General features: G+C 62.4%; 15 protein-coding genes. 11 read left to right on the top strand and 4 right to left on the bottom strand.

What is annotated here, in order from left to right:
• Positions 1–3: 3 nt before the first annotated feature.
• Positions 4–1,314: an efflux RND transporter periplasmic adaptor subunit gene (locus tag L0U80_RS24640; RefSeq protein WP_233871958.1), complete on the bottom strand. Its 1,311-nt coding sequence runs from the start codon at positions 1,312–1,314 to the stop codon at positions 4–6.
• Between the two features lie 619 nt (positions 1,315–1,933).
• Positions 1,934–3,130: an NnrS family protein gene (locus L0U80_RS24635; protein ID WP_233871955.1), complete on the bottom strand. Its 1,197-nt coding sequence runs from the start codon at positions 3,128–3,130 to the stop codon at positions 1,934–1,936.
• Positions 3,131–3,411: 281 nt separating this feature from the next.
• Here L0U80_RS24635 and hcp point away from each other — a divergent pair, with 281 nt between their 5' ends.
• The 11 genes from hcp to L0U80_RS24580 all read left to right on the top strand — a co-directional run bounded on the left by hcp (position 3,412) and on the right by L0U80_RS24580 (position 19,433).
• Positions 3,412–5,079, top strand: a complete 1,668-nt coding sequence (gene hcp, locus L0U80_RS24630) for a hydroxylamine reductase (RefSeq protein ID WP_233871952.1) — start codon at positions 3,412–3,414, stop codon at positions 5,077–5,079.
• Between the two features lie 24 nt (positions 5,080–5,103).
• Positions 5,104–6,123, top strand: a complete 1,020-nt coding sequence (locus tag L0U80_RS24625) for an FAD-binding oxidoreductase (protein ID WP_233871949.1) — start codon at positions 5,104–5,106, stop codon at positions 6,121–6,123.
• A 453-nt stretch (positions 6,124–6,576) separates the two neighbouring features.
• Positions 6,577–7,878, top strand: coding sequence for an MFS transporter (locus tag L0U80_RS24620; protein ID WP_233871945.1), 1,302 nt, complete (start codon positions 6,577–6,579; stop codon positions 7,876–7,878).
• Between the two features lie 52 nt (positions 7,879–7,930).
• Positions 7,931–9,316, top strand: coding sequence for a NarK family nitrate/nitrite MFS transporter (locus L0U80_RS24615; protein ID WP_233871942.1), 1,386 nt, complete (start codon positions 7,931–7,933; stop codon positions 9,314–9,316).
• Between the two features lie 130 nt (positions 9,317–9,446).
• On the top strand, positions 9,447–13,172 hold the full coding sequence (locus tag L0U80_RS24610) for a nitrate reductase subunit alpha (RefSeq protein ID WP_233871939.1): 3,726 nt from the start codon (positions 9,447–9,449) through the stop codon (positions 13,170–13,172).
• On the top strand, positions 13,169–14,719 hold the full coding sequence (gene narH / locus L0U80_RS24605; protein WP_233871937.1) for a nitrate reductase subunit beta: 1,551 nt from the start codon (positions 13,169–13,171) through the stop codon (positions 14,717–14,719). Before L0U80_RS24610 ends, narH begins: the two co-directional genes overlap by 4 nt.
• 15 nt (positions 14,720–14,734) lie before the next feature.
• On the top strand, positions 14,735–15,400 hold the full coding sequence (gene narJ, locus L0U80_RS24600) for a nitrate reductase molybdenum cofactor assembly chaperone (protein WP_233871934.1): 666 nt from the start codon (positions 14,735–14,737) through the stop codon (positions 15,398–15,400).
• Positions 15,397–16,080 carry a respiratory nitrate reductase subunit gamma gene (gene narI, locus L0U80_RS24595; protein ID WP_233871931.1) on the top strand — a complete coding sequence of 228 codons (684 nt, stop codon included), beginning with the start codon at positions 15,397–15,399 and terminating at the stop codon, positions 16,078–16,080. The genes narJ and narI overlap by 4 nt, the downstream gene beginning before the upstream one ends.
• Positions 16,081–16,175: 95 nt before the next feature.
• A complete protein-coding gene (gene mobB / locus L0U80_RS24590) occupies positions 16,176–16,697 on the top strand; it encodes a molybdopterin-guanine dinucleotide biosynthesis protein B (protein WP_233871928.1) in 522 nt (173 codons plus the stop codon).
• Between the two features lie 23 nt (positions 16,698–16,720).
• A complete protein-coding gene (locus L0U80_RS24585) occupies positions 16,721–18,682 on the top strand; it encodes a type IV pili methyl-accepting chemotaxis transducer N-terminal domain-containing protein (RefSeq protein ID WP_233871925.1) in 1,962 nt (653 codons plus the stop codon).
• Between the two features lie 58 nt (positions 18,683–18,740).
• Positions 18,741–19,433, top strand: a complete 693-nt coding sequence (locus L0U80_RS24580) for a response regulator (protein WP_233871922.1) — start codon at positions 18,741–18,743, stop codon at positions 19,431–19,433.
• A gap of 88 nt (positions 19,434–19,521) precedes the next feature.
• On the opposite strand, the gene L0U80_RS24575 is transcribed toward L0U80_RS24580, so the two are convergent.
• Both L0U80_RS24575 and L0U80_RS24570 read right to left on the bottom strand, forming a co-directional pair.
• Positions 19,522–20,067: a hypothetical protein gene (locus L0U80_RS24575; protein WP_233871919.1), complete on the bottom strand. Its 546-nt coding sequence runs from the start codon at positions 20,065–20,067 to the stop codon at positions 19,522–19,524.
• A 199-nt stretch (positions 20,068–20,266) separates the two neighbouring features.
• On the bottom strand, positions 20,267–20,902 hold the full coding sequence (locus L0U80_RS24570; RefSeq protein ID WP_233871916.1) for a nitroreductase family protein: 636 nt from the start codon (positions 20,900–20,902) through the stop codon (positions 20,267–20,269).
• Positions 20,903–21,096 lie beyond the last annotated feature (194 nt).

The following is a 21,096-nucleotide window of genomic DNA, read 5'->3' as shown; positions in this document are numbered from 1 at the left end:
GGCTTACGATGCCGGCGATGCCGGCGATGCCGCGCGGGGCGTGCCCGGCGCAGCCGACGCCGCCTTGTCGTGGTGCGCTTGCGCGCTACCGGCCTGGCCCTTGCCGCCGGGGGCTGGGCTGCCTCCTTCGGCCGCCGCGGGGTGCGCTGCGGCTGGCTGGATCTTTGCACCGTCCGAGAGGCGGTCGAGGCCGTCGGTCACCACGCGCTGACCCGCCGAGAGCCCCGAGACGATCACGGTGTGCCTTCCATCGCCGGGCCCGAGCGTGACCTTGTGGACCGAGACGGTGTTGTCGGCGTTCACGAGATAGACATAGTCGCCGGGCGCGCCGGTCTGAACAGCGGGCGTGGGCACGAGCACGGCATTCTGCAGCGTGTCCACGAGCAGGATCACGTTCACGAATTCGTTGGGGAAGAGCGCTTCGTCGTCGTTGGGAAGGCTCGCGCGTAGCGTGACCGTACCGGTGGCCGTCGCCATCTGGTTGTTGATCGCGAACAGCTTGCCGGTGGCGAGCTGCTTCGTGTTGTTGCTGTTGTAGACCGCGATCGGCAGCGTCGCCCCCGAGTTGAAACGCTGCAGCACGTCGCCGAGCGTGTTCTGCGGAATCGCGAACTGGACAGTGGTGGGCTTCATCTGCGTGATCACGACGATGCCGGGCTGGCTCGACGCAGTCACGAAGTTGCCGGGATCGACGAGCCGCAGTCCGACGCGCCCGGCCACCGGCGCCGTTATGTGGCAATACTCGATGTCGAGCGCGAACTGGGCGATGTTCGCGAGATCGGCCTTCACGGCCGCCTCCGCCTGCTGAACGACAAACCGCTGGTTGTAATAAGTCTGTTCGGCGATCGAATGCCGCTCGTTCAGCAGCGTGAAGCGCGCGAGGTCCGCGTGGGCCTGGTCGCGCGCCGCCTCGTCTTTCGCGAGTTGCGCCTCGGCTTGCTGTTTGCCGATCTCGTACTGGCGCGGGTCGATCTGCGCGAGGAACTGGCCTTTCTTGACGTCCTGACCTTCTTCGTAGCCCACGGCGGTCAGATATCCGCTCAACTGCGGAAGCACCGTGATGGTGGCGATGGGCGTGATCGTGCCGAGTGCGTTGAGCGTTTCGGGCATCGGGCCGAGCGTGACGGTGGCGACCGTCACGACCTGCGCGGCCGGGCCGTGTTCGGGCTGTTTGCCACGCAGCAGATGCGCGATCACTAACGCAATCAGGATGATCACGACGAGAGCGATCAGCAGCGGGCCGCGGCGTTTGCGCGGTGGCTGGGCCGGCGGTTGCGGCGTTTGCGGCGTTTGCGGCGTTGGCGCGGTGCTCACGCTTGCCTCCGTGGGAAAGCGGTCTCGGTACGGTTGACTGCCTGTGCGCACGCCAGGGCGAGAGACGCCCCAAGTGCAGCTTCCCCGATGTGCGTTGCACGCGGCGGCCGCGCTGTGTCGACGGCATGCCGGAAGCTTCCGGATGGCTCCATACGCATTCTCTTGTGGTTGTTATGCCGTCGACGCGCAGCGACGCAAGCTCCGCAGCGAAGGCCGAGAGTTGAAGTCTAACCAATGAAGACGCGGAAATCGAAACGTCAGGGTAATGAAAGGTTCAGGCGCGTTATTTCTGTGAGTTCTTGTTACGAGCTGTGGCCAGGCTGACGCGGGGTTGGTGCATGTGTCAGCGGAAGGGGTTGTGTGGGTGTTGCCGTGGCCGACAATGCGACACTGGCGGCCTGGACGTCGCCCGCTTTGTGGTCAGCCGGCGTTACTGGGAGGATTGTTTCCGTCCACTTCCTGGGGGGAAATGTCGGAAATGCAGGAATGCAGCGCTAGGGGCTCTGCATGAGGCGCGCAAAACTGAAGCTTGGAGATGCAACCGCGGCCGAGTGGCACGTGCTTGAGGGAGTCGATACCTGCACGCACGCTGGCACCGACCCACCACGAACACAACGCATCAACCCGGCTTACCATCGACCCGCGGTTTCGCGAGCCATCCAGCGTAGCGGGCGAAATACCCGGCAAACGCGATGATCCAGCAAGCCGCCGAAACATCGATCGCAACGAGCGTCAGCTGCGGCGCAAGCGCAGGAACAACCACACGAACGAGCGCCGCGAGCACGAGCAGCGCGTAGCACGCGACATCCATATATCCGGCAACGAGCGGCCGCCTCGTATGCCCGCGCGCCGTGCGCGTCATCATCGCGATGATCGCGCCTCCGATCGCACCCACCGTGAACGAATGAATTGCGAGTGAATGCGCAACGACACCCAAAGCCGCGAGTGCGAGCATGACGAAACCGACCGGAATCCACGCGTAAGCGATGTGCAGGATCGTGAGAATCGGCCGGTTACCGACACGCCATGAACGCCATCCGAAAACCCGCATCCCCTGGACGAAGGCGGCTGCGGCCGCCGCGGCAGCGAGGAAGAAACCCGTCACGCCGAACCCGTCGAGCAGGAAAGGGAGCAGGGTCAACAGCATGATGCTGGACTCGACGAAGCGCCACTTCTTGATCTCGAAGCCGGGAATCGCGTTGACGGTGAAAGACGGGATGATGCGTCCACCGATGATCGTCACGAACAGCACGATCAGACCGACCGCCACGTAGGCGCTGCGCACGGCCAGGTCCACGCGCCCAGTCGCCGTGGCGAGGTGGAACACGAGATTGGTCGTGGCCAGCAGTGCGAGCGCGATGGGCAGAAAGACGTTGTGACGGTTCTTCGCGTGCACGAGCACGCGCAGCAGAACGATTGCACACACAGGCAGAAACGCGATGTCGAGGGTTATGGCGACCGGGGCACTCCCGTACGCGACGGCCACGCGGCCCGCAAGCCACAGCCCCCACAGCGCTGCGAGCGATTTCCCTTCCGCGGGCGTCACCGTGGTCCATGCCCGTACGGCGGTAAGCAGGAAGCCCGTCACGATTGCGGCAGCGAATCCGAAAATCATCTCGTGAATGTGCCACAGCATCCCCGGCATATAAGGGTGCAGGGCGGGCAGCGGATGCCCATCGAGTTCGGCTAGCCACGCCAGCATGGCGGCGGTGGCGAAGAGCGCGCCGCCCAGGTAAAACGGGCGGAAACCGAGTGCCCACAGGGCGAAGCCGCGCTGGGGGCGCGCTGGCGGTTCGGCAATCCGATATAGGGTCATGCTGGTTCTCCGGCACAAAAAAGGTATTTAACATGCATCTTATATGGGATCGACAGAACACGCTGATGCGGCATTTCCTCGCACGCCGCGACGGGTGCGACACGGCGCCGCTACGGCACGTTTTTTGATTTATATCAGCACACGAATGATCCGAACCCGGCAACATTTAAAAAGATTCATACAAAAAGCATGTTAATTGCGTTTGCGCCGCACCTTAACCGAAGCGACGCATGCCAACTCCGCGCAACCCACGCGCAACCGTCGAAATAGGAGAAGTACTCGTGTTTTGCTACCAGTGTGAACAGACTGACCGCACCCAAAGCCAGCCGGGCTGTGCCTCGGCAAAAGGTAATTGCGGCAAGGACGCGACGACCGCCGACCTGCAGGACCTGCTGGTGTACGCAGTCAAAGGCATCGGTCAGTATTGCGGTCTCGCCCGCCGTCTGGGCACGCCGGATCGTGAAGCTGACCGGTTTGTCCTCTACGCTCTGTTCACCACGTTGACGAACGTCAACTTTAACGCGTCGCGCTTTGTCGTGCTGCTGCGCGAAGCGGCCGAGACGCGTGACCGCGTGAAGGCCGCCTGCGAAGCGCAAGCCAAGTCGCAGGGTGTCGCGTTCGAGGAGCAGACGGGCCCGGCGCAATGGCAACCGGCCGAGTCGATGGCGGGTCTGCTGGAGCAGGCGAAGCATGTCGGCATCCAGGCGGGCGCAGCCGAGGTGGGCGCCGATATCGTCGGTCTGCGCGCGCTCGTCATCTACGGTTTGAAGGGCGTGGCCGCCTACTCGCATCACGCCTGCATGCTCGGCTATGAAAGCGACGAGGTCTACGCGGGCGTCGAAGCCGCACTGACGTTCCTCGCAAGCGATCCCACCGATGCCGACGCGCTGCTCGGCCAGTCGCTCGAACTCGGCCGCGTCAACCTGAAGGTCATGGAATTGCTCGATGCGGCGAACACGGGCCGCTTTGGCGAGCAAACGCCGACGAAGGTGCGCGTTACGCCGGTGGCGGGCAAGGCGATTCTCGTGTCGGGTCACGATTTCGGCGACCTGCTGGCGCTGCTCGAGCAAACCGAAGGAACGGGCGTCCAGATCTACACGCACGGCGAAATGCTGCCGGCGCACGCTTACCCGACGCTCAAGCGCTACACCCATCTGGCCGGTAACTACGGTGGCGCGTGGCAGGATCAGCACGGCGACTTCGCGAATTTCCCGGGCCCGATTCTGATGACGTCGAACTGCATCATCGAACCGCAGCCCCAGTATCGTCAGCGTATCTTCACGACCGGTCCGGTCGGCTGGCCCGGCGTACGCCACCTCGAGCATCACGACTTCGGCGTGGTCGTTCAGGCCGCCCGCGCGTTGCCCGGCTTCGCTGAGACGGCACCCGAAGAGACCATCACGGTGGGCTTCGGCCGCCATGCAGTGCTCGGCGTCGCGGACAAGGTCATCGACGCAGTCAAGGCTGGCCAGATCAATCACTTCTTCCTGATCGGCGGCTGTGACGGCGCGGCACCGGGTCGCAACTACTACACGGACTTCGCCACGCAGGCCCCGAACGATACCGTCGTGATGACGCTCGGCTGCAATAAGTACCGCTTCAACCGCCACGAATTCGGCGACATCGGTGGCATTCCGCGTCTGCTCGACGTGGGTCAGTGCAACGACGCCTATTCGGCGATCCGCATCGCCATGGCGCTTGCCAGCGCCTTCGATTGCGGCGTGAACGACCTGCCGCTCTCGCTCGTCATTTCGTGGTTCGAGCAGAAGGCCGCTGCCGTGCTGCTGACGCTGCTGGCACTCGGAATCCGCAACATCCGCCTCGGACCGACGCTCCCCGCGTTCCTCACGCCGAATGTCCTCGGTCTGCTCGTCGAGCAGTTCGGCATTCAGCCGATCGGCAACGCAAGCGACGATCTCGCTGCCGCGCTCTCGCGCAAGGCCGCCTGACACGCTGCAAGGAACGCCCAAATCATGAATTGTCGAATCGAGATCACCACGCGCGACGGAGCGCAGTTCGACTTCGCGTGCGAGCCAGGCCAGGACGTGCTGTCGGCGGCCGCGGCGGCAACGATCACGTTGCCGTCGCAATGCCGCCAGGGCAGTTGCGGTGCCTGTCACGCGACGGTCTCAGCCGGCGACTACGCTCTGGGCGTTCACAGCCCCGACGCATTGCCGTCCGGCGAGGGCTCCATCCTGCTTTGCCGCACGATGCCGCGCAGCGACCTTCGCGTGTCATTGCCTTACGACAGTGCGAAGGTGCTGTTGCACCCGGTGTCCGCGCGGGCTACGCGGATTACGGCGCTCGAAACGATCGCGCAGAACACCGTGCGAGTCGAGTTGAGCATCGATCCCGATGATCCGCTCGGCAGCGCGGTGGAGTTCGAACCGGGCCAGTTCGCCGAGCTGGAGATCCCCGGCACCGACGTGCGACGTCCTTTTTCGATTTCGAACACGAGCAATTGGGAAGGACGGTTTGAGTTTCTGATCCGCTTGCAGCCGCAAGGACAGTTCTCCGCGTGGCTGCGCGATAGCGCAAAGGTTGGCGATGCGCTGACCGTTCACGGTCCGCAGGGCGGCTTCGGCCTGATTGCGGGCAGTCTGCGGCCACGCTGGTTCGTTGCGGGCGGCACGGGTCTCGCGCCCGTCATCTCCATGCTGCGACGCATGGCTGAGTTTCAGGAACTGGACGACGCGCGGGTCTTCTTCGGCGTTTCGCATGAGGAAGAGTTGTTCATGGTCGACGAATTGCGCAGCCTTCAGGCGCAATTGCCGCAGTTGAAGGTGGAACTGTGTGTCTGGCGTCCCCGTGACGACTGGTCCGGGTTCCGCGGTACGCCTGTCGATGCGTTGGCCATGGCGCTCGCAGAGGCAGACGCGGCACCGGATATCTATGTCTGCGGGCCGCCTGCGCTCGTGACCGGTGCGCGTGATGCGGCGGCTGCCGCGCGCGTGCCGGCCGATCAGTTCGTGAGCGAGCGCTTTTCCAGCTGAGCGTAGCTGAATTCGCCTTGCCGGTTGGCGGAACGGCAAGGCGGAGTACTCCATGCGACATATTGTCTTATTGCGTGGCCTGGCTCATTGACGGCCGGGCCGCGCCAATTATGTTTTCGTGAATGCGACAAATGGCGTGATTTGTGGGCGGTGTGTTTCAGGTACTTTGTAAAGTAATAAACATAGCTAACTAATTGCAAAAATGTACCGTAAAACACGAGGTAATTAATCTAATGGCATGAGGATCAACGCCGCTCATGTGCGTGGCCAGTGGTGGTTTGGAGAACGGTGCGCGCGCAACCGGACGCCCATCAGCGTTCGTCCACGCGGTTGCAGAAAGGAGCTACTCCCAAAGGACTAGTGTCCGGTTGTCACACGATCCCTATGAGTAATGGAATCGCGCGAAATAGTGAGTAAGCTGACTGTTATCCACTAAACTACCAGGCCATAGAAATGGACGGGGAAAATAGAAGCATCAATAGCGGGGCAAACGCCGCGTGGCGCGTGCTCGGATCAAGCACATTTGCTTTCACGATCTGTTTCGCCGTCTGGATGATGTTCTCCATCCTCGGCATTCCGTTGAAGTCACAACTTCATTTGAGCGATGCGGAGTTTGGTCTCATCGCCGCAACACCCGTACTGACCGGCTCGCTCATTCGCGTCCCGCTCGGTATGTGGACCGACCGTTTCGGCGGCCGGATCGTGTTTTTCCTCACTATGCTCTCGACTGTCGTGCCGATCTGGCTCGTGTCGTATGCAACTCAGCTTTGGCAGTTTCTGCTGCTCGGCCTATTCGTCGGTGTGGCGGGCGGGTCGTTTTCGGTTGGCACCCCTTACGTCGCGCGCTGGTTTCCGAAGTCGCGACAGGGTCTCGCGATGGGAATCTTCGGCGCGGGCAATTCCGGCGCCGCACTCAACAAGTTCGTGGCGCCTGTGCTGATCGTCACCGCCGGTACGTGGACGATCGTACCGAAGGTCTACGCCATAGCCATGCTTATCACCGCATTCGTCTTTCTTGCCCTTTCGGTAAGCAATCCCGCGCATCGCGTCCCGACCCGGGCGAGCGCCGGGAGTCAGTTCAAGGTGCTCGCCGACCCGCGCGTTCTGCGCTACGCACAGTACTACTCGGTGGTATTCGGCGGCTACGTCGGGCTCGCGCTGTGGATGCCGCAGTACTACGTGCAGCAATACGGCTTCGGAATCGAGAGCGCGGCACTGCTCGCGGCATGCTTCTCTCTGCCGGGTGGCGTGGTGCGTGCGCTCGGCGGCTGGCTCTCCGACCGTTTCGGCGCATATCGCACGACGTGGGCCGTGATGTGGGTCGCGCTCGCGGGCTTCTTCGTGCTGAGCTATCCGCCGACCGATTTCGTGATCCACAGCGCACATGGGCCGCTTGCGTTCACCATCGGTGCCGGTCCGGTGTTTTATACGGTCGTCATGTTCATCATCGGCATTGCAGTCGCGGTCGGCAAGGCGTCGGTTTTCAAGTTCATCGGTGACGACTACACCGACAACATCGGCGCGGTCTCGGGCGTCGTCGGGCTGGCTGGCGGCCTTGCCGGTTTCATCCTGCCGATTATGTTCGGGTTGCTGGTCGATCTGACCGGCGTGCGCAGCACGTGCTTCATGCTGATGTTCGGTGCAACTGTTGTCAGCCTGCTGTTCATGCACTTTTCGTACCGCTCGGAGGCGCTGGGCAAGGCCGGTGCTCAGAAAGAGAGCAACGTGCAGGTGCGCGAGACCGTGGGCCACTGATTTCCTCGCACGCCACGTATGTGGCGTGCTTTTTTTTGATTGAGCAAACATCATGTCTAAATATCTGTTGACTGAATGGGAGCCGGAGAATTCGCGTTTCTGGAAAGCGAGTGGCGAGCAGGTCGCCAACCGCAACCTCTGGATCTCCATTCCCGCGCTGATGCTGGCGTTTGTCGTGTGGTCGCTGTGGAGCGTCACCGTCGTCAATCTCGACAAGGGCGGTTTCCACTTCACCAAGGACGAGCTCTTTTGGCTCACGGCACTCCCCGCACTGTCGGGCGCTACGCTGCGCATCTTCTACTCGTTCCTCGTGCCCATCTTCGGCGGTCGCCGTTTTACCGCGATCTCGACGGCCACGCTGCTGATCCCGGCGCTCGGCATGGGCTTCGCACTGCGCGATCCGTCGACCTCGTATCAAACACTGCTAGTGCTCGCACTGTTGTGCGGTCTGGGTGGCGCGAACTTCAGCTCGTCGATGGCCAACATCAGCTTCTTCTTTCCGAAGCAGCGCAAGGGCTTCGCGACCGGCATGAACGCTGGTATCGGTAACCTCGGCGTTTCGGTGGTGCAGTTCGTCACGCCGATCGTCATCTCGACTGCCGTGTTCAGCGGCGTGCTCGGTGACGGCCAGACCTATGTCGCGAAGGGTGTCGAACACAGCATCTGGTTGCAGAACGCGGGCTTCATCTGGGTTCCGCTGATCATTGTGTCTTCGATTGCAGCCTGGTTCGGCATGAACGACATCGCCGATGCGAAGGCGTCGTTCAGCGAGCAGGCAGTGATTTTCCGCCGCACGCACAACTGGTTGATGTGCTTCCTGTATGTCGGCACCTTCGGTTCGTTCATCGGCTTCTCCGCGGGCCTTGCGCTGCTCACGAAGGCAGAATTCCCAGCGATCAACCCGACGGCCTACGCGTTCCTCGGGCCGCTCGCCGGTGCGCTGACACGTCCTATCGGCGGCTGGATCTCGGACCGTATGGGCGGCGCGCGCGTCACGCTCTTTACGTTCCTCGCGATGATTGCAGCGGTGGTCGGTGTGATCGCCTTCCTGCCGCATGACGGATCGGCTGGCAACTTCGGCGGCTTCCTCGCGATGTTCATCGTGCTGTTCGCCCTGACCGGTATCGGCAACGGTTCCACGTTCCGCATGATCCCGGTGATCTTCCTCACGCAGCATCAGCGCCTTGCGAAGGCCAAGGGCGCCTCTACACAGCACCAGGTGCTGGCCGAGGCCGGCAAGGAGTCGGCAGCGGTGCTCGGTTTTGCGGGTGCGATGGGCGCATACGGCGGCTTCTTCATCCCGAGGAGCTTCGGTTCGTCGATCGCCGCCACCGGGTCGCCCGTCACGGCGCTCGTGTGCTTCATCGGTTTTTACCTGGTGTGTGCAGCGGTCACGTGGATTTTCTACGCACGCCGCAATGCGCCGATGCCTTGCTGATGCGTCTGCAGTTCGCTTCCGCTGGCAACCGGGCGCGCTAGCGCGCCCGTCACACTAAGCTTCACGAATACCCCACGTCCACGCAATCACACAGTGCAGGCTGGACGCAGCATCAGTCCCGGAGAATAAGATGAGTCACTTTCTGGACCGTCTCAAGTTCATGTCGCGCGTCAAGGCGACTTTCTCGAACGGTCACGGCGCGGTCGTCAACGAAGACCGCAAGTGGGAGGACGGCTATCGCAGCCGCTGGCAACACGACAAGATCGTCCGCTCGACACACGGTGTGAACTGCACCGGTTCGTGTTCGTGGAAGGTCTACGTGAAGAATGGTCTGATCACATGGGAGACGCAGCAGACCGACTACCCGCGCACCCGCGCCGACCTGCCCAACCACGAACCGCGTGGTTGTCCGCGTGGCGCGTCGTACAGCTGGTACGTGTATTCGGCGCAGCGCGTCAAACATCCGATGATCCGCGGACGGCTGATGGACATGTGGCGCGACGCACGTCGCACGCTCGGTCCGGTACAGGCGTGGGCGTCGATCGTCGAGAATCCGGAAAAGGCTGCGCGCTACAAGAAGGTGCGTGGTCTTGGCGGCTTCGTGCGCGCCGACTGGGATACGGCGACCGAGATGATCGCCGCAGCGAACGCCTACACGGTCGGCAAATACGGCCCTGACCGTGTGATCGGTTTCTCGCCGATTCCGGCGATGTCGATGGTCTCGTATGCGGCTGGCGCGCGCTACCTGAGCCTGATTGGCGGCGTGCCCCTGTCGTTCTATGACTGGTACTGCGACCTGCCGCCGTCGTCGCCTCAAGTGTGGGGCGAGCAGACGGACGTGCCCGAGTCCGCCGACTGGTACAACTCCACCTATCTGATGGTCTGGGGCTCGAATGTGCCGCAGACGCGTACGCCTGACGCGCACTTCTATACCGAAGTCCGCTACAAGGGCACGAAGACCGTCGCCGTGTCGTCGGACTTCGGCGAAATGGTCAAGTTCGGCGATATCTGGCTCGCACCGACCCAGGGCACCGACGCGGCGCTCGCAATGGCGATGGGTCACGTCGTGCTCAAGGAATTCCACGCGAGCGGCAAATCCGCGTACTTCCGCGACTATGTCAAGCAATACACCGACATGCCGCTGCTCGTCGTGCTCGCCGAGCGTGATAGCGCGATTGTGCCGGACCAGTTCCTGCGCGCGTCGCAACTTGCTGGCAATCTCGACGAAGCGAACAACCCGCAATGGAAGACCCTCGCGATCGATGCAGCGACGGGCGACATCGTCGCGCCGAACGGCTCGGTCGGTTTCCGCTGGGGCGAAGCGAACCACAACGACGGCGAGAAGGTCGGTCGCTGGAATCTCGAACTGAAGGACGGTGGTAGCGGCCGTACGATCGATCCGCGTCTGTCGCTCATCGATGCGCACGACGAAGTTGCCGACGTGAGCTTCCCGTATTTCGGCGGAGAGCACGGTGCGATGTTGGCGCGTCGCGTGCCGGCAAAGCGTGTTGCGCTGGCGGACGGCACGAGCGTGCTCGTCGCGACGGTGTACGACCTGCAGATGGCGAACTACGGCGTCGATCAGGGTCTCGGCGGCCCGAACGTCGCGCAGTCGTATGACGACGACGTTCCCTGCACGCCGGCGTGGCAGGAAAAGCACACGACGGTGCCGCGCAAGCTCGTGATCCAGGTGGCGCGTGAATTCGCGGACAACGCGGATCGCACGCACGGCAAGAGCATGGTGATCCTCGGTGCCGCGCTCAACCACTGGTACCACAACGACATGATCTACCGCGGCATCATCAACCTGTTGATGATGTGCGGCTGTATCGGCCAGAGCGGTGGCGGCTGGGCGCACTACGTGGGTCAGGAAAAGCTGCGGCCGCAGTTCGGCTGGACGCCGCTCGCGTTCGCGCTCGACTGGGTGCGTCCGCCGCGCCAGATGAACGGCACGTCGTTCTTCTACAACCACACGAGCCAGTGGCGTCACGAGAAGGTCTCGCTCGACGAAATTCTCAGCCCGGGCGCGGATCGCGAGCGCTACAAGGGTTTGAGCATGCTCGACCTGAACGCGAAGTCCGAGCGCATGGGCTGGCTGCCGTCGGCACCGCAGCTCGGCGCGAATCCGCTCGACGTCGTCGAAGCCGCGAAGCGCGCAGGTCGTGAGCCGATTGGCTGGGCAGTAGAACAACTGAAGTCCGGCGCGCTGAATTTCGCGTGCGACGACCCCGACAATCCCGTGAACTTCCCGCGCAACATGTTCGTGTGGCGCTCGAATATTCTCGGTAGCTCGGGCAAGGGTCACGAGTACTTCCTCAAGTACCTGCTCGGCACGCAGAACGCGGTCTTCGGCGACGAGGACGACGCCATCAAGCCGTCGGAAGTGAAGGTGCGCCCGGCTGCAGAGGGCAAGCTCGACCTGCTCACGGTGCTCGACTTCCGGATGAGCACGACCTGCCTCTATGGCGACATCGTGCTGCCGTCCGCGACGTTCTACGAGAAGGACGACCTGAACACGTCCGACATGCACCCGTTCATCCACCCGCTTTCGGAAGCAGTGCAGCCGCTGTGGGAGAGCAAGACGGACTGGGAGATCTACAAGGCCATCGCGAAGAAGTTCTCGGAGATCGGCGGTGCGCATCTTGGTACGCGTACCGACCTCGTCTGCACGCCGCTCTTGCACGACACGCCGAACGAACTCGGTCAGGCGTTCGAGCCGAAGGACTGGCGTCATGGCGAGTGCGACCTGATTCCCGGCAAGACCGCGCCTTCGATGCAGGTTGTGGAGCGCGACTATCGCGAGATCTACAACAAGTTCACGTCGGTCGGGCCGCTGCTCGACAAGCTCGGCAACGGCGGCAAGGGCATCAACTGGAACACGGAGCACGAGGTGGGCGAACTCGCGCACCTCACCGGCATCACGAATCGCACGGGCGTGACGGATGGACGTCCGTGTCTCGACACCGCAATCGACGCGGCGGAAATGATCCTCACGTTCGCGCCGGAAACCAACGGTCACGTCGCGGTGAAGGCGTGGGATGCGCTCTCGAAGATCACGGGCCGCGATCACGTGCACCTGGCTGAAGGACGCGAGCACGACAAGATCCGCTTCCGCGATGTTCAGGCGCAGCCGCGCAAGATCATCTCCGCGCCGACGTGGTCGGGTCTCGAATCGGAAGAAGTCAGCTACAACGCGGGCTACACGAACGTGCACGAGCTGATTCCATGGCGCACGCTCACCGGCCGTCAGCAGTTCTATCAGGACCACCGCTGGATGCTCGACTTCGGTGAGGCTTCGGCGAGCTACAAGCCGGCCATCGACACGAAGACCATCAAGCCGATGCTCGGTGCGAAGCCGAACGGCGAGCACGAACTGGTGCTGAACTGGATCACGCCGCACCAGAAGTGGGGTATCCACTCGACGTATTCGGACAACATCCGCATGCTCACGCTTTCGCGTGGTGGTCCGCACGTGTGGGTTTCGGAATCCGAAGCGAAGGAGGCCGGCCTCAAGGACAACGACTGGGTCGAAGTCTTCAACGTGAACGGAACGCTGACTGCGCGCGTGGTGGTGAGCCAGCGTGTGCCGCGCGGCATGTGCCTCATGTATCACGCTCAGGAAAAGATCGTGAACACGCCGGGCGCCGAGACGAGCGGATTTCGCGGCGGTATCCACAACTCGGTCACGCGCACGGTGCTCAAGCCGACGCACATGATCGGTGGCTATGCGCAGCTTGCCTATGGTTTCAACTACTACGGCACGGTCGGCAGCAATCGCGATGAATACGTCATCGTCCGCAAGATGAACAAGGTCGAGTGGCTTGAAGGCCCGCTCGTCGAAGGAGCAGCATCATGAAGATTCGTGCCCAGGTGGCAATGGTCCTGAACCTGGACAAGTGCATCGGCTGCCATACGTGCTCTGTTACGTGCAAGAACGTGTGGACGTCGCGTGACGGCGTGGAGTACGCGTGGTTCAACAACGTCGAAACGAAGCCAGGCATTGGTTATCCGAAGGAGTGGGAGAACCAGAAGAAGTGGAACGGCGGTTGGGTCCGCAAGCAGGACGGCCATATCGAGCCGCGCCAGGGTTCGAAGCTCAAGGTGATCGCGAACCTTTTCGCGAACCCGAACCTGCCTGCCATCGACGACTACTACGAGCCGTTCACGTACGACTACGAGCATCTGCAGAAAGCGGGTCTCTCGCAGACGCCGCCCACCGCGCGCCCGGTGTCAGTGATCACCGGCAAGAAGATGGACAAGATCCATTGGGGTCCGAACTGGGAAGACGATCTCGGTGGCGAGTTCGAGTCGCGCGGCCGTGATGCGCTGTTCGAGAACGTGCAGAAGGAGATGTATTCGACGTTCGAAAACACCTTCATGATGTATCTGCCGCGTCTGTGCGAGCACTGCCTGAATCCGGCGTGCGTTGCATCGTGCCCGTCGGGCTCGGTGTACAAGCGCGAAGACGACGGCATTGTGCTCGTCGACCAGGACAAGTGCCGCGGCTGGCGTATGTGCGTGTCCGGTTGCCCGTACAAGAAGATGTACTTCAACTGGAAGACCGGCAAGGCCGAGAAGTGCGTGTTCTGCTACCCGCGTATCGAGGCGGGTCAGCCGACCGTGTGCTCGGAAAGCTGCGTGGGCCGTATCCGCTATCTCGGCGTGATGCTCTACGACGCGGACCGTATCAGCGAGGCAGCAAGCGTCGAGAAAGAGACGGATCTGTATCAGGCTCAACTCGATTTGTTCCTCGACCCGAATGACCCGGCGGTGGAAGCCGAGGCATTGCGTCAGGGCATCGCGCAGAACTGGCTCGACGCCGCGAAGAAATCGCCGGTGTACCGGATGGCGGTGGAGTGGAAAATCGCGTTCCCGCTGCACCCCGAGTACCGCACGCTGCCGATGGTCTGGTACGTGCCGCCGCTCTCGCCGATCCAGTCGGCAGCGGACGCGGGCCACATTGGCCACGACGGCGTGATCCCCGACGTCGCGAGCCTGCGCATTCCGATGCAGTATCTCGCGAACCTGCTGACCGCAGGCGACGAGGCACCGGTGATCGACGCACTGCGCCGCATGCTGGCTATGCGCGCATACAAGCGTGCGCAATCGGTCGATGGCATCGAAGATCCGTCGCTCTTGAGTACGACGAACCTCACCCCGGAACAGGTCGAAGACATGTACCGGATCATGGCGATCGCAAACTACGAAGACCGCTTCGTGATTCCGTCGTCGCACAAGGAAATGGTCGAGGACAGCTTCAACGAGAAGGGCAGCTGTGGCTTCTCGTTCGGCAACGGTTGTTCGGGCGGTGTGACGGAAGGTTCGCTGTTCGGCGCGAAGCAGCAGGGCAGTGTCGTGTTCGCGGATATGCCGAAGTCGCGTAAGGCGACGTCGAACACGTAAGCGGAGGAATACACGATGTCGATTTATCCGATCCTGGCGGGCCTGCTCGATTATCCGGAGCAGGACCTGCTCGATGCCCTCGAGGAAATCGATGATGCGCTGCTCGCGTATCCCGATGCGGCGCGCGATCTGGCGCCGCTCATCGGTGCGCTGCGTGGCCGTTCGTTGATCGAGTCGCAGGAGGAATACGTCGCGACGTTCGACCGTAATCCGCGTCACTCGCTGCATCTGTTCGAGCACGTGCACGGCGAAAGCCGCGACCGCGGCCAGGCCATGGTCGATCTGCTCGAGGAATATCGCAGCTTTGGCCTCGACGTGGCGACGAACGAACTGCCCGACTATGTGCCGCTCTTTCTCGAAGTGCTCGGGCTCATCAGCAGCGAAGATGCGTCGACGCTGCTGGGCGAAGCGATTCATGTGATCGCCGAACTCGGCAAGCAGTTGAAGCGCTCCGAGAGTCCGTACGCGTGTGTCTTCACCGTGTTGTGCAGCATGTGCACGGTCGAGCCGAAGCCGCTGACCGTGGCACCGGTGCGCGACATGGATGAAGCGCTGGAGATGTTTGGCGTCGGCGCGGACGGTGTTGAGCCTCTCATTACGCGCAATGCACCGCAGACCGTCCATTTTCACCCGCCGCGTACGCGGCATGACGCGGCAGGCCATGCAAAGGATACGCAATGAACACGTTTAACCAGTTTCTGTTCGGGACCTATCCCTACATTGCTTTAGCCATCTTTCTGTTTGGCAGTCTCGCCCGCTTCGAACGCGAGCAGTACACGTGGAAGGCGGATAGCTCGCAGATCCTCCATCGCGGACAACTGAGGATTGGTAATATCCTCTTTCACGTCGGCATTCTGGGGCTGTTCTTTGGCCACCTGTTCGGTCTGCTCACGCCCGTCGCGGTCTGGGATTTCCTCGGCGTGCCGCACAGCGCCAAGCAGATGGTCGCGATGGTCGCGGGCGGCGTGATGGGCTCGATGTGTCTCGCCGGGCTCGCGATCCTGCTGCACCGTCGTCTCTCGAACGTCCGTGTGTCGGCTGTGACGCGCACTGCTGACAAGATCCTGCTCCTGTGGATTCTCGTCACGCTGCTGCTCGGTCTTTCGACGATCGGCGAATCGGCAGGTCACATGGACGGCGCGATGATGGTGAAGCTCATGACGTGGGCGCAGCACACCTTGACGTTCCGTGGTGATGCAGCAAGCTTCGTGGCCGACGCACCGCTTATCTTCCGCGTGCACCTCTTCATGGGCATGACGCTTTTCGTGATCTTCCCGTTCACGCGTCTTGTGCACGTGTGGAGCGGTTTTGCTTCACTCGGTTATCTCGGCCGCGCATGGCAGCTCGTGCGTAGCCGGTAGTCCCCGTTGGTCGGCCCGGAGGATCGTGGCCTGATCACCTTCGGGCGACCGTGTCTGGCGGTCGCCCGCTTTTTTTTTGCAGGAGGATGCGTGTCATGGCACGACTCTTTGGCATTGCAGGCCGCTCGGGTCAGGGCAAAACGACCCTGATCGAGGCGCTGCTCGCCCATTTCGGCGCTCAGGGCCTCGTGGTCAACGTCATCAAGCATTGTCACCATAAGCTCGACCTCGAGCCGCCGCACAAGAACAGCGCGCGCTTTCGCGCCGCAGGTGCGGGCGAGGTGCTGGTCGTGTCGCCGACGTCGTGGGCTATCTTGCACGACGGACCGGAACCGTCATTCGACACGATGCTCGCCCGGCTTTCGCCTGCCGACCTCACGCTCGTCGAAGGCTACACGACCGCCGAGATTCCGCGGCTCGAAGTCGTGCGCAGCGGGAGCGGCTGCGAGGTGCTTTATCCGCATGACCCGCGCATCGTGGCGATCGCGTCCGATATGGACCTCGATACCCGTTTGCCCGTCCTGGCGCTGAACGACGTGCCAGCGATTGCCGCGTTCATCGCGAAGACCGTGGGCGGGCTTTCGGCGGGCGGCGCACAGGCGGATAATCGCACCTGAGCCCCACACCGACCGGTCAAGCCATGTACACGCCCTCCGACTTTTCCGAACAGACCGACGTCGTTGCGTCGGCGGCGCCATTCGCCCGGCGCCTGTCGACTCGCATCATTGTGCTTTCGGCGGTGGCGCTCGCACTCGTGCTTTCGATGATTGGCGGCACGCTCTGGCTGTCGTGGCAGCTGGAAGGCGCGGGCGCTGCGATCAACGACGCGGGCAGCCTGCGCATGCGGGCGAACGCGGTGGCGATCGCGCTGTGGGAAACGCGTCTTGGCGAGCCCGCCGACCTCGACGACCAGCTCAAGCTACTGGACGACACGGTGCGTCGATTGCGTCAGGGCGATGCGGCGCGTCCGCTGTTCCTGCCCAACGACCCGGCGATTCACAAGCAGTTCGATCGCGTCGCCGCGGTATGGGACGAGCAGCTCAAACCGGCTGCGCTGAGCGAACGCGACGCGGGGGAAGGCGAGCCGCCGAAATATCTCGCGCTGCTGCCGGGTTTCGTCGACGAAGCGGACCGTCTCGTCGGCATGATCGAGCGCGAGAACGCGCGCAAGACCGCGTGGCTGCGGACGTCGCAGCTCGCGCTGGCTGCGCTGTCGTGTGTCGGGACGGCGGCGATAGTTTATTTGCTGTACCTGTGGTTCGTCGTACCTGTGCAGCGCCTGCACGAAGGGGTTTCTCGCGTCGAAGCGCGAAAGTTCGACACGCGCCTGCCGGTCGATACCGAGGATGAGTTCGGCTATCTTGCCCAGGGTTTCAACCGAATGGTTGGCGAGCTGCAGACGCTGTACCGCGACCTCGCGGCGCTCGTCGATGCGAAGACCGCGCAACTCGCGGCGCAGAACCGCGAACTGTCGCTGCTCTACGAAATGACGGCGTGCCTCAACGGAAACGAGCCCGCCGAAGTGCTGTGCGGTACGTTCCTCAAGCGCCTCATGCGCGAGTTCGATGTCGATGGCGGATCGGTGCGCCTGGTATCGGCGGAGGACAGCAAGCTGCATATGCTCGTGTCCGAGGGATTGTCGGAGGAGCTGGTGAACGCGGAGCGGTGCATGGGTGTGAACGATTGCATCTGCGGCAGCGCGACGTCGTCGGAATATGCGGTCATGCGCAATCCGCGCAGCATGACGGGTCCGGACCGTGAATACTCGAAGTACTGCATTCGTGCCGGCTTTGTTAACGTCGCCGCGTTCGGCATCGTGTCACAGGGGGAAAAGCTTGGCATGTTCTCGCTGCACTTCCGGCGCGAGCGGGCGATGTCGCCATCCGAGGTTCAGTTGCTGCGCACGCTTGGGAGGCATCTGGGCGTCGCGCTCAAGAACCGGCGGCTCGCTACACTGGCGCGGCAGCTTGCCGTGTCCGAGGAGCGCAATCTCGTCGCGCAGGGCTTGCACGATAGCATCGCCCAGGGCCTGAGCTACCTGAAGATGCAGGTGCAATTGCTCAACAAGGCCGTGCATGCGCGTGATCTCGACGAAATCGGCGAGCTGGTGCCGCTGCTCGCAGGGGGTGTCGAGGAAAGCTATGAGGACGTGCGCGAACTGCTGCTGAACTTCCGCACGCGGCTCGGCCCGGGCGCGCTGCGGCCCGCGGTCGAAGATACGGTTGCGCGCTTCCAGCGACAGTCGGACGCCGACGTGACGCTCGACTATCGCGACGAAGGCGGTGCGCCGCTGCCGGCCGATCAACAGCTACAGGTGCTGTTTATCCTGCAGGAGGCGCTCTCCAACGTGCGCAAGCATGCCGAGGCGCAATCGGTTCACATAACGGTAGTCAACGGGCGCGATTTCCGGCTGCTTGTCGAGGATGATGGCATTGGCTACGATCCGGCCGATCTCGACTCGGCAGGGGAATCGCACGTGGGGTTCCATATCATGCGCGAGCGGGCGAGGCACCTCGCGGCGACGCTGAAGCTGGACGGCCGCCCCGATCATGGTTCGCGCGTGGAGCTGGTGCTTGGCGCCGAGGCGCGCATGGCCGCGTGACGTAACCGAAGTAACTGAAGTAGCCGAAGTCACCGAATACTCCTGTATCTACGCTCACATGACAATTCGCATTCTGCTCATCGACGATCACACGCTCTTTCGCTCGGGCGTCAGGGCGCTATTGCTGCGACAGCCTGATTTTGAGGTCGTGGACGAAGCGGCCGATGGCGTCGAAGGGATCAAGCGCGCGAAGCAGCACGCACCGGATGTTGTCCTGCTCGACCTGAACATGCCGGGGCTTTCTGGCCTGGAAACGCTGCAACTGCTCGTGCAAGACTTGCCCGGCACGGCGGTCGTGATGCTGACGGTCTCGGAGGATGGCGACGATCTGACCGCTGCGATGCGCTCGGGCGCGTGCGGATATCTCTTGAAGGATATCGAGGCCGAGACGCTGGCCGACGCGATTCGCAAGGCGGCGGCCGGTCAGCCCGTGATCACCGAGCACATGATGACGAAGCTCGTGGAGCGGATGCGCAGACCGACGCTGCAGCCACCCGTGCCGCGTACCGGCGGCGATTCAGGAGAAGCGTTGACCGCGCGCGAGCAGGAAATCGTGCAGGAACTGGGGCGCGGAGCGAGCAACAAGGAGATCGCGCGTGCACTGGACCTGGCTGAGAGCACGGTGAAGATCCATGTGCGCAATATTCTGCGCAAGCTGAAAATGACGAGCCGTGTGCAGGTCGCGCTCTACGCGAAAGAGCGTGAAGGTTTTCTGGGTGGCGGCACGAGCCAGGGGGCAGCGGACGAATAGTGCGTTGCGCACATTCGATCGCCCGCTGTATTGCTATCCCCCCGATCCTGAGCGATTGCCGCGCCATAACCGCGCGACAACCGCGAGTTCAAATGCCGACGGCCAGATTTTCGTGCAGCATCCGGACGCGCAAAAACTTGAACGGGAAGTCGCGAAGCCCCGGAATGGCCTTGCGCAGCCGGTCGATTGCGAGCGAAAGCGGGCTTTCGTTGCTCCCTTGCTCCAACGCATGCGCGAACCGGACGATTTCATGGCTCTTCACGGACGCTTCGGGATTGGCGCGTAGCGATTCCAGCGTGCGCGTGATGCCGTTTCTCGGCATGTCACCGCGGACGATGCACAGCATATGAATGGCGTCGTAGAGGTCCGCGTTGAGCCCGCTCATGCACGAACGAGGGTCGCGTTCGGTGCTGTGCTTCGCATAGGACCGATAGAGCGGATTAAAGACTGGCAGCGGGAATTTTCCGCCGCGAATCAGCAGCTTTTCCGCGTAGCGCCGCTCGGCGACGAACGTGATGGCCCGCCCGCCTTCACGCGGCAATGCCTCGAGAAGGTAGTAGGTGTCGCTCGGCTGGAGTGGGCCACACGGTAGCGTCCGGTGGCGCAGATTTCTGAAATGGGCCAGGGGGGTCACGTAGTGCGTTTCCCAAACGCAGGGTACGTGGTGTCGGCCGCTCAATTGCCTCATAACTCATACTCCCGGCAGCACATTCTATTAGTTGAACTATCCGCCGATATAACACGCCGCTCGACAGCGGCAATCTGAAACGCCCCAACCGGCAAGGTCTCTCGGCTTGCTTCGAGGGCGAACCTCATTTCATCTCTGGCGTCCGTTACGAACCCGGTTTGCCAATGGATTGCGCAAGCACGGCCACTTCTCCATAACGAAGATCCATGACCTCGGCCAGTCGGGCGCGCGAGAATGATCCGCGTATGACCGTGGCAAGGCCCGATGCTGCGCAGTACAGCGATACATTCTGCGAAATGGCCCCGATAGTGATCAGCTCAGGCGTGGAAATGCGGTCCGGCTTCGTTGCTGGGTCTTTCGGGGGCAGTGCGACGTAGACCAGGGTCAGCGGTGCATCCGCGACGAATGCTTGCTGGCCGGTCAGATGGCGTGCGTCTTCCGCATTTCTAAGGAGCAACCTGTGCGAAAGGGGGTCGTAGCGGTATATGCCACGACGCAGGAAGGCGTAGATGTCGATGTCACGAGCGTCGTCGTGGCGGGGTGCTGTGCGCCCGCCGGTGATGACACGGTTGACACCAAAGCCGGCCCAGAGAATTTCGCTGATCAGCGTCGTCGACAACGCTTCCGGGCTGACCTCGCGACGGCTCGCGCGGTCGCCGAGTGCTTTCATCAGCGAGCGTTTGCGCTCCAGGTTCGGTGCGGGAAGCTCGACGATACCGAGGATATCGTCCGGCTCCGGCGCATAGCAGCCAGGCGCTTCAAGAAAAGGGGCATCAGCCATTATTCGATTCCGCGATGGTTGCCGGAAAATGCGTGCGTTGGGCGGCAGATCACAAGATCAGTTACGGTTTAAAAAGCACTATATTCAAAGCAGAAAGCCGAGGAAATACGCACGTGGAATTAGCCTGGTGTAATTAGCCCACTGTGCGTAGAGGCGCTTTGTCGCCTCCTCCTTTTGGGTGATGGACAAAGGCT

Source organism: Paraburkholderia adhaesiva (assembly GCF_021390575.1).
In the GTDB taxonomy this organism is placed as follows: domain Bacteria; phylum Pseudomonadota; class Gammaproteobacteria; order Burkholderiales; family Burkholderiaceae; genus Paraburkholderia; species Paraburkholderia adhaesiva.
Note: the sequence above shows the minus strand (reverse complement) of the source record. Positions and strands in the feature narration are given on the sequence as shown.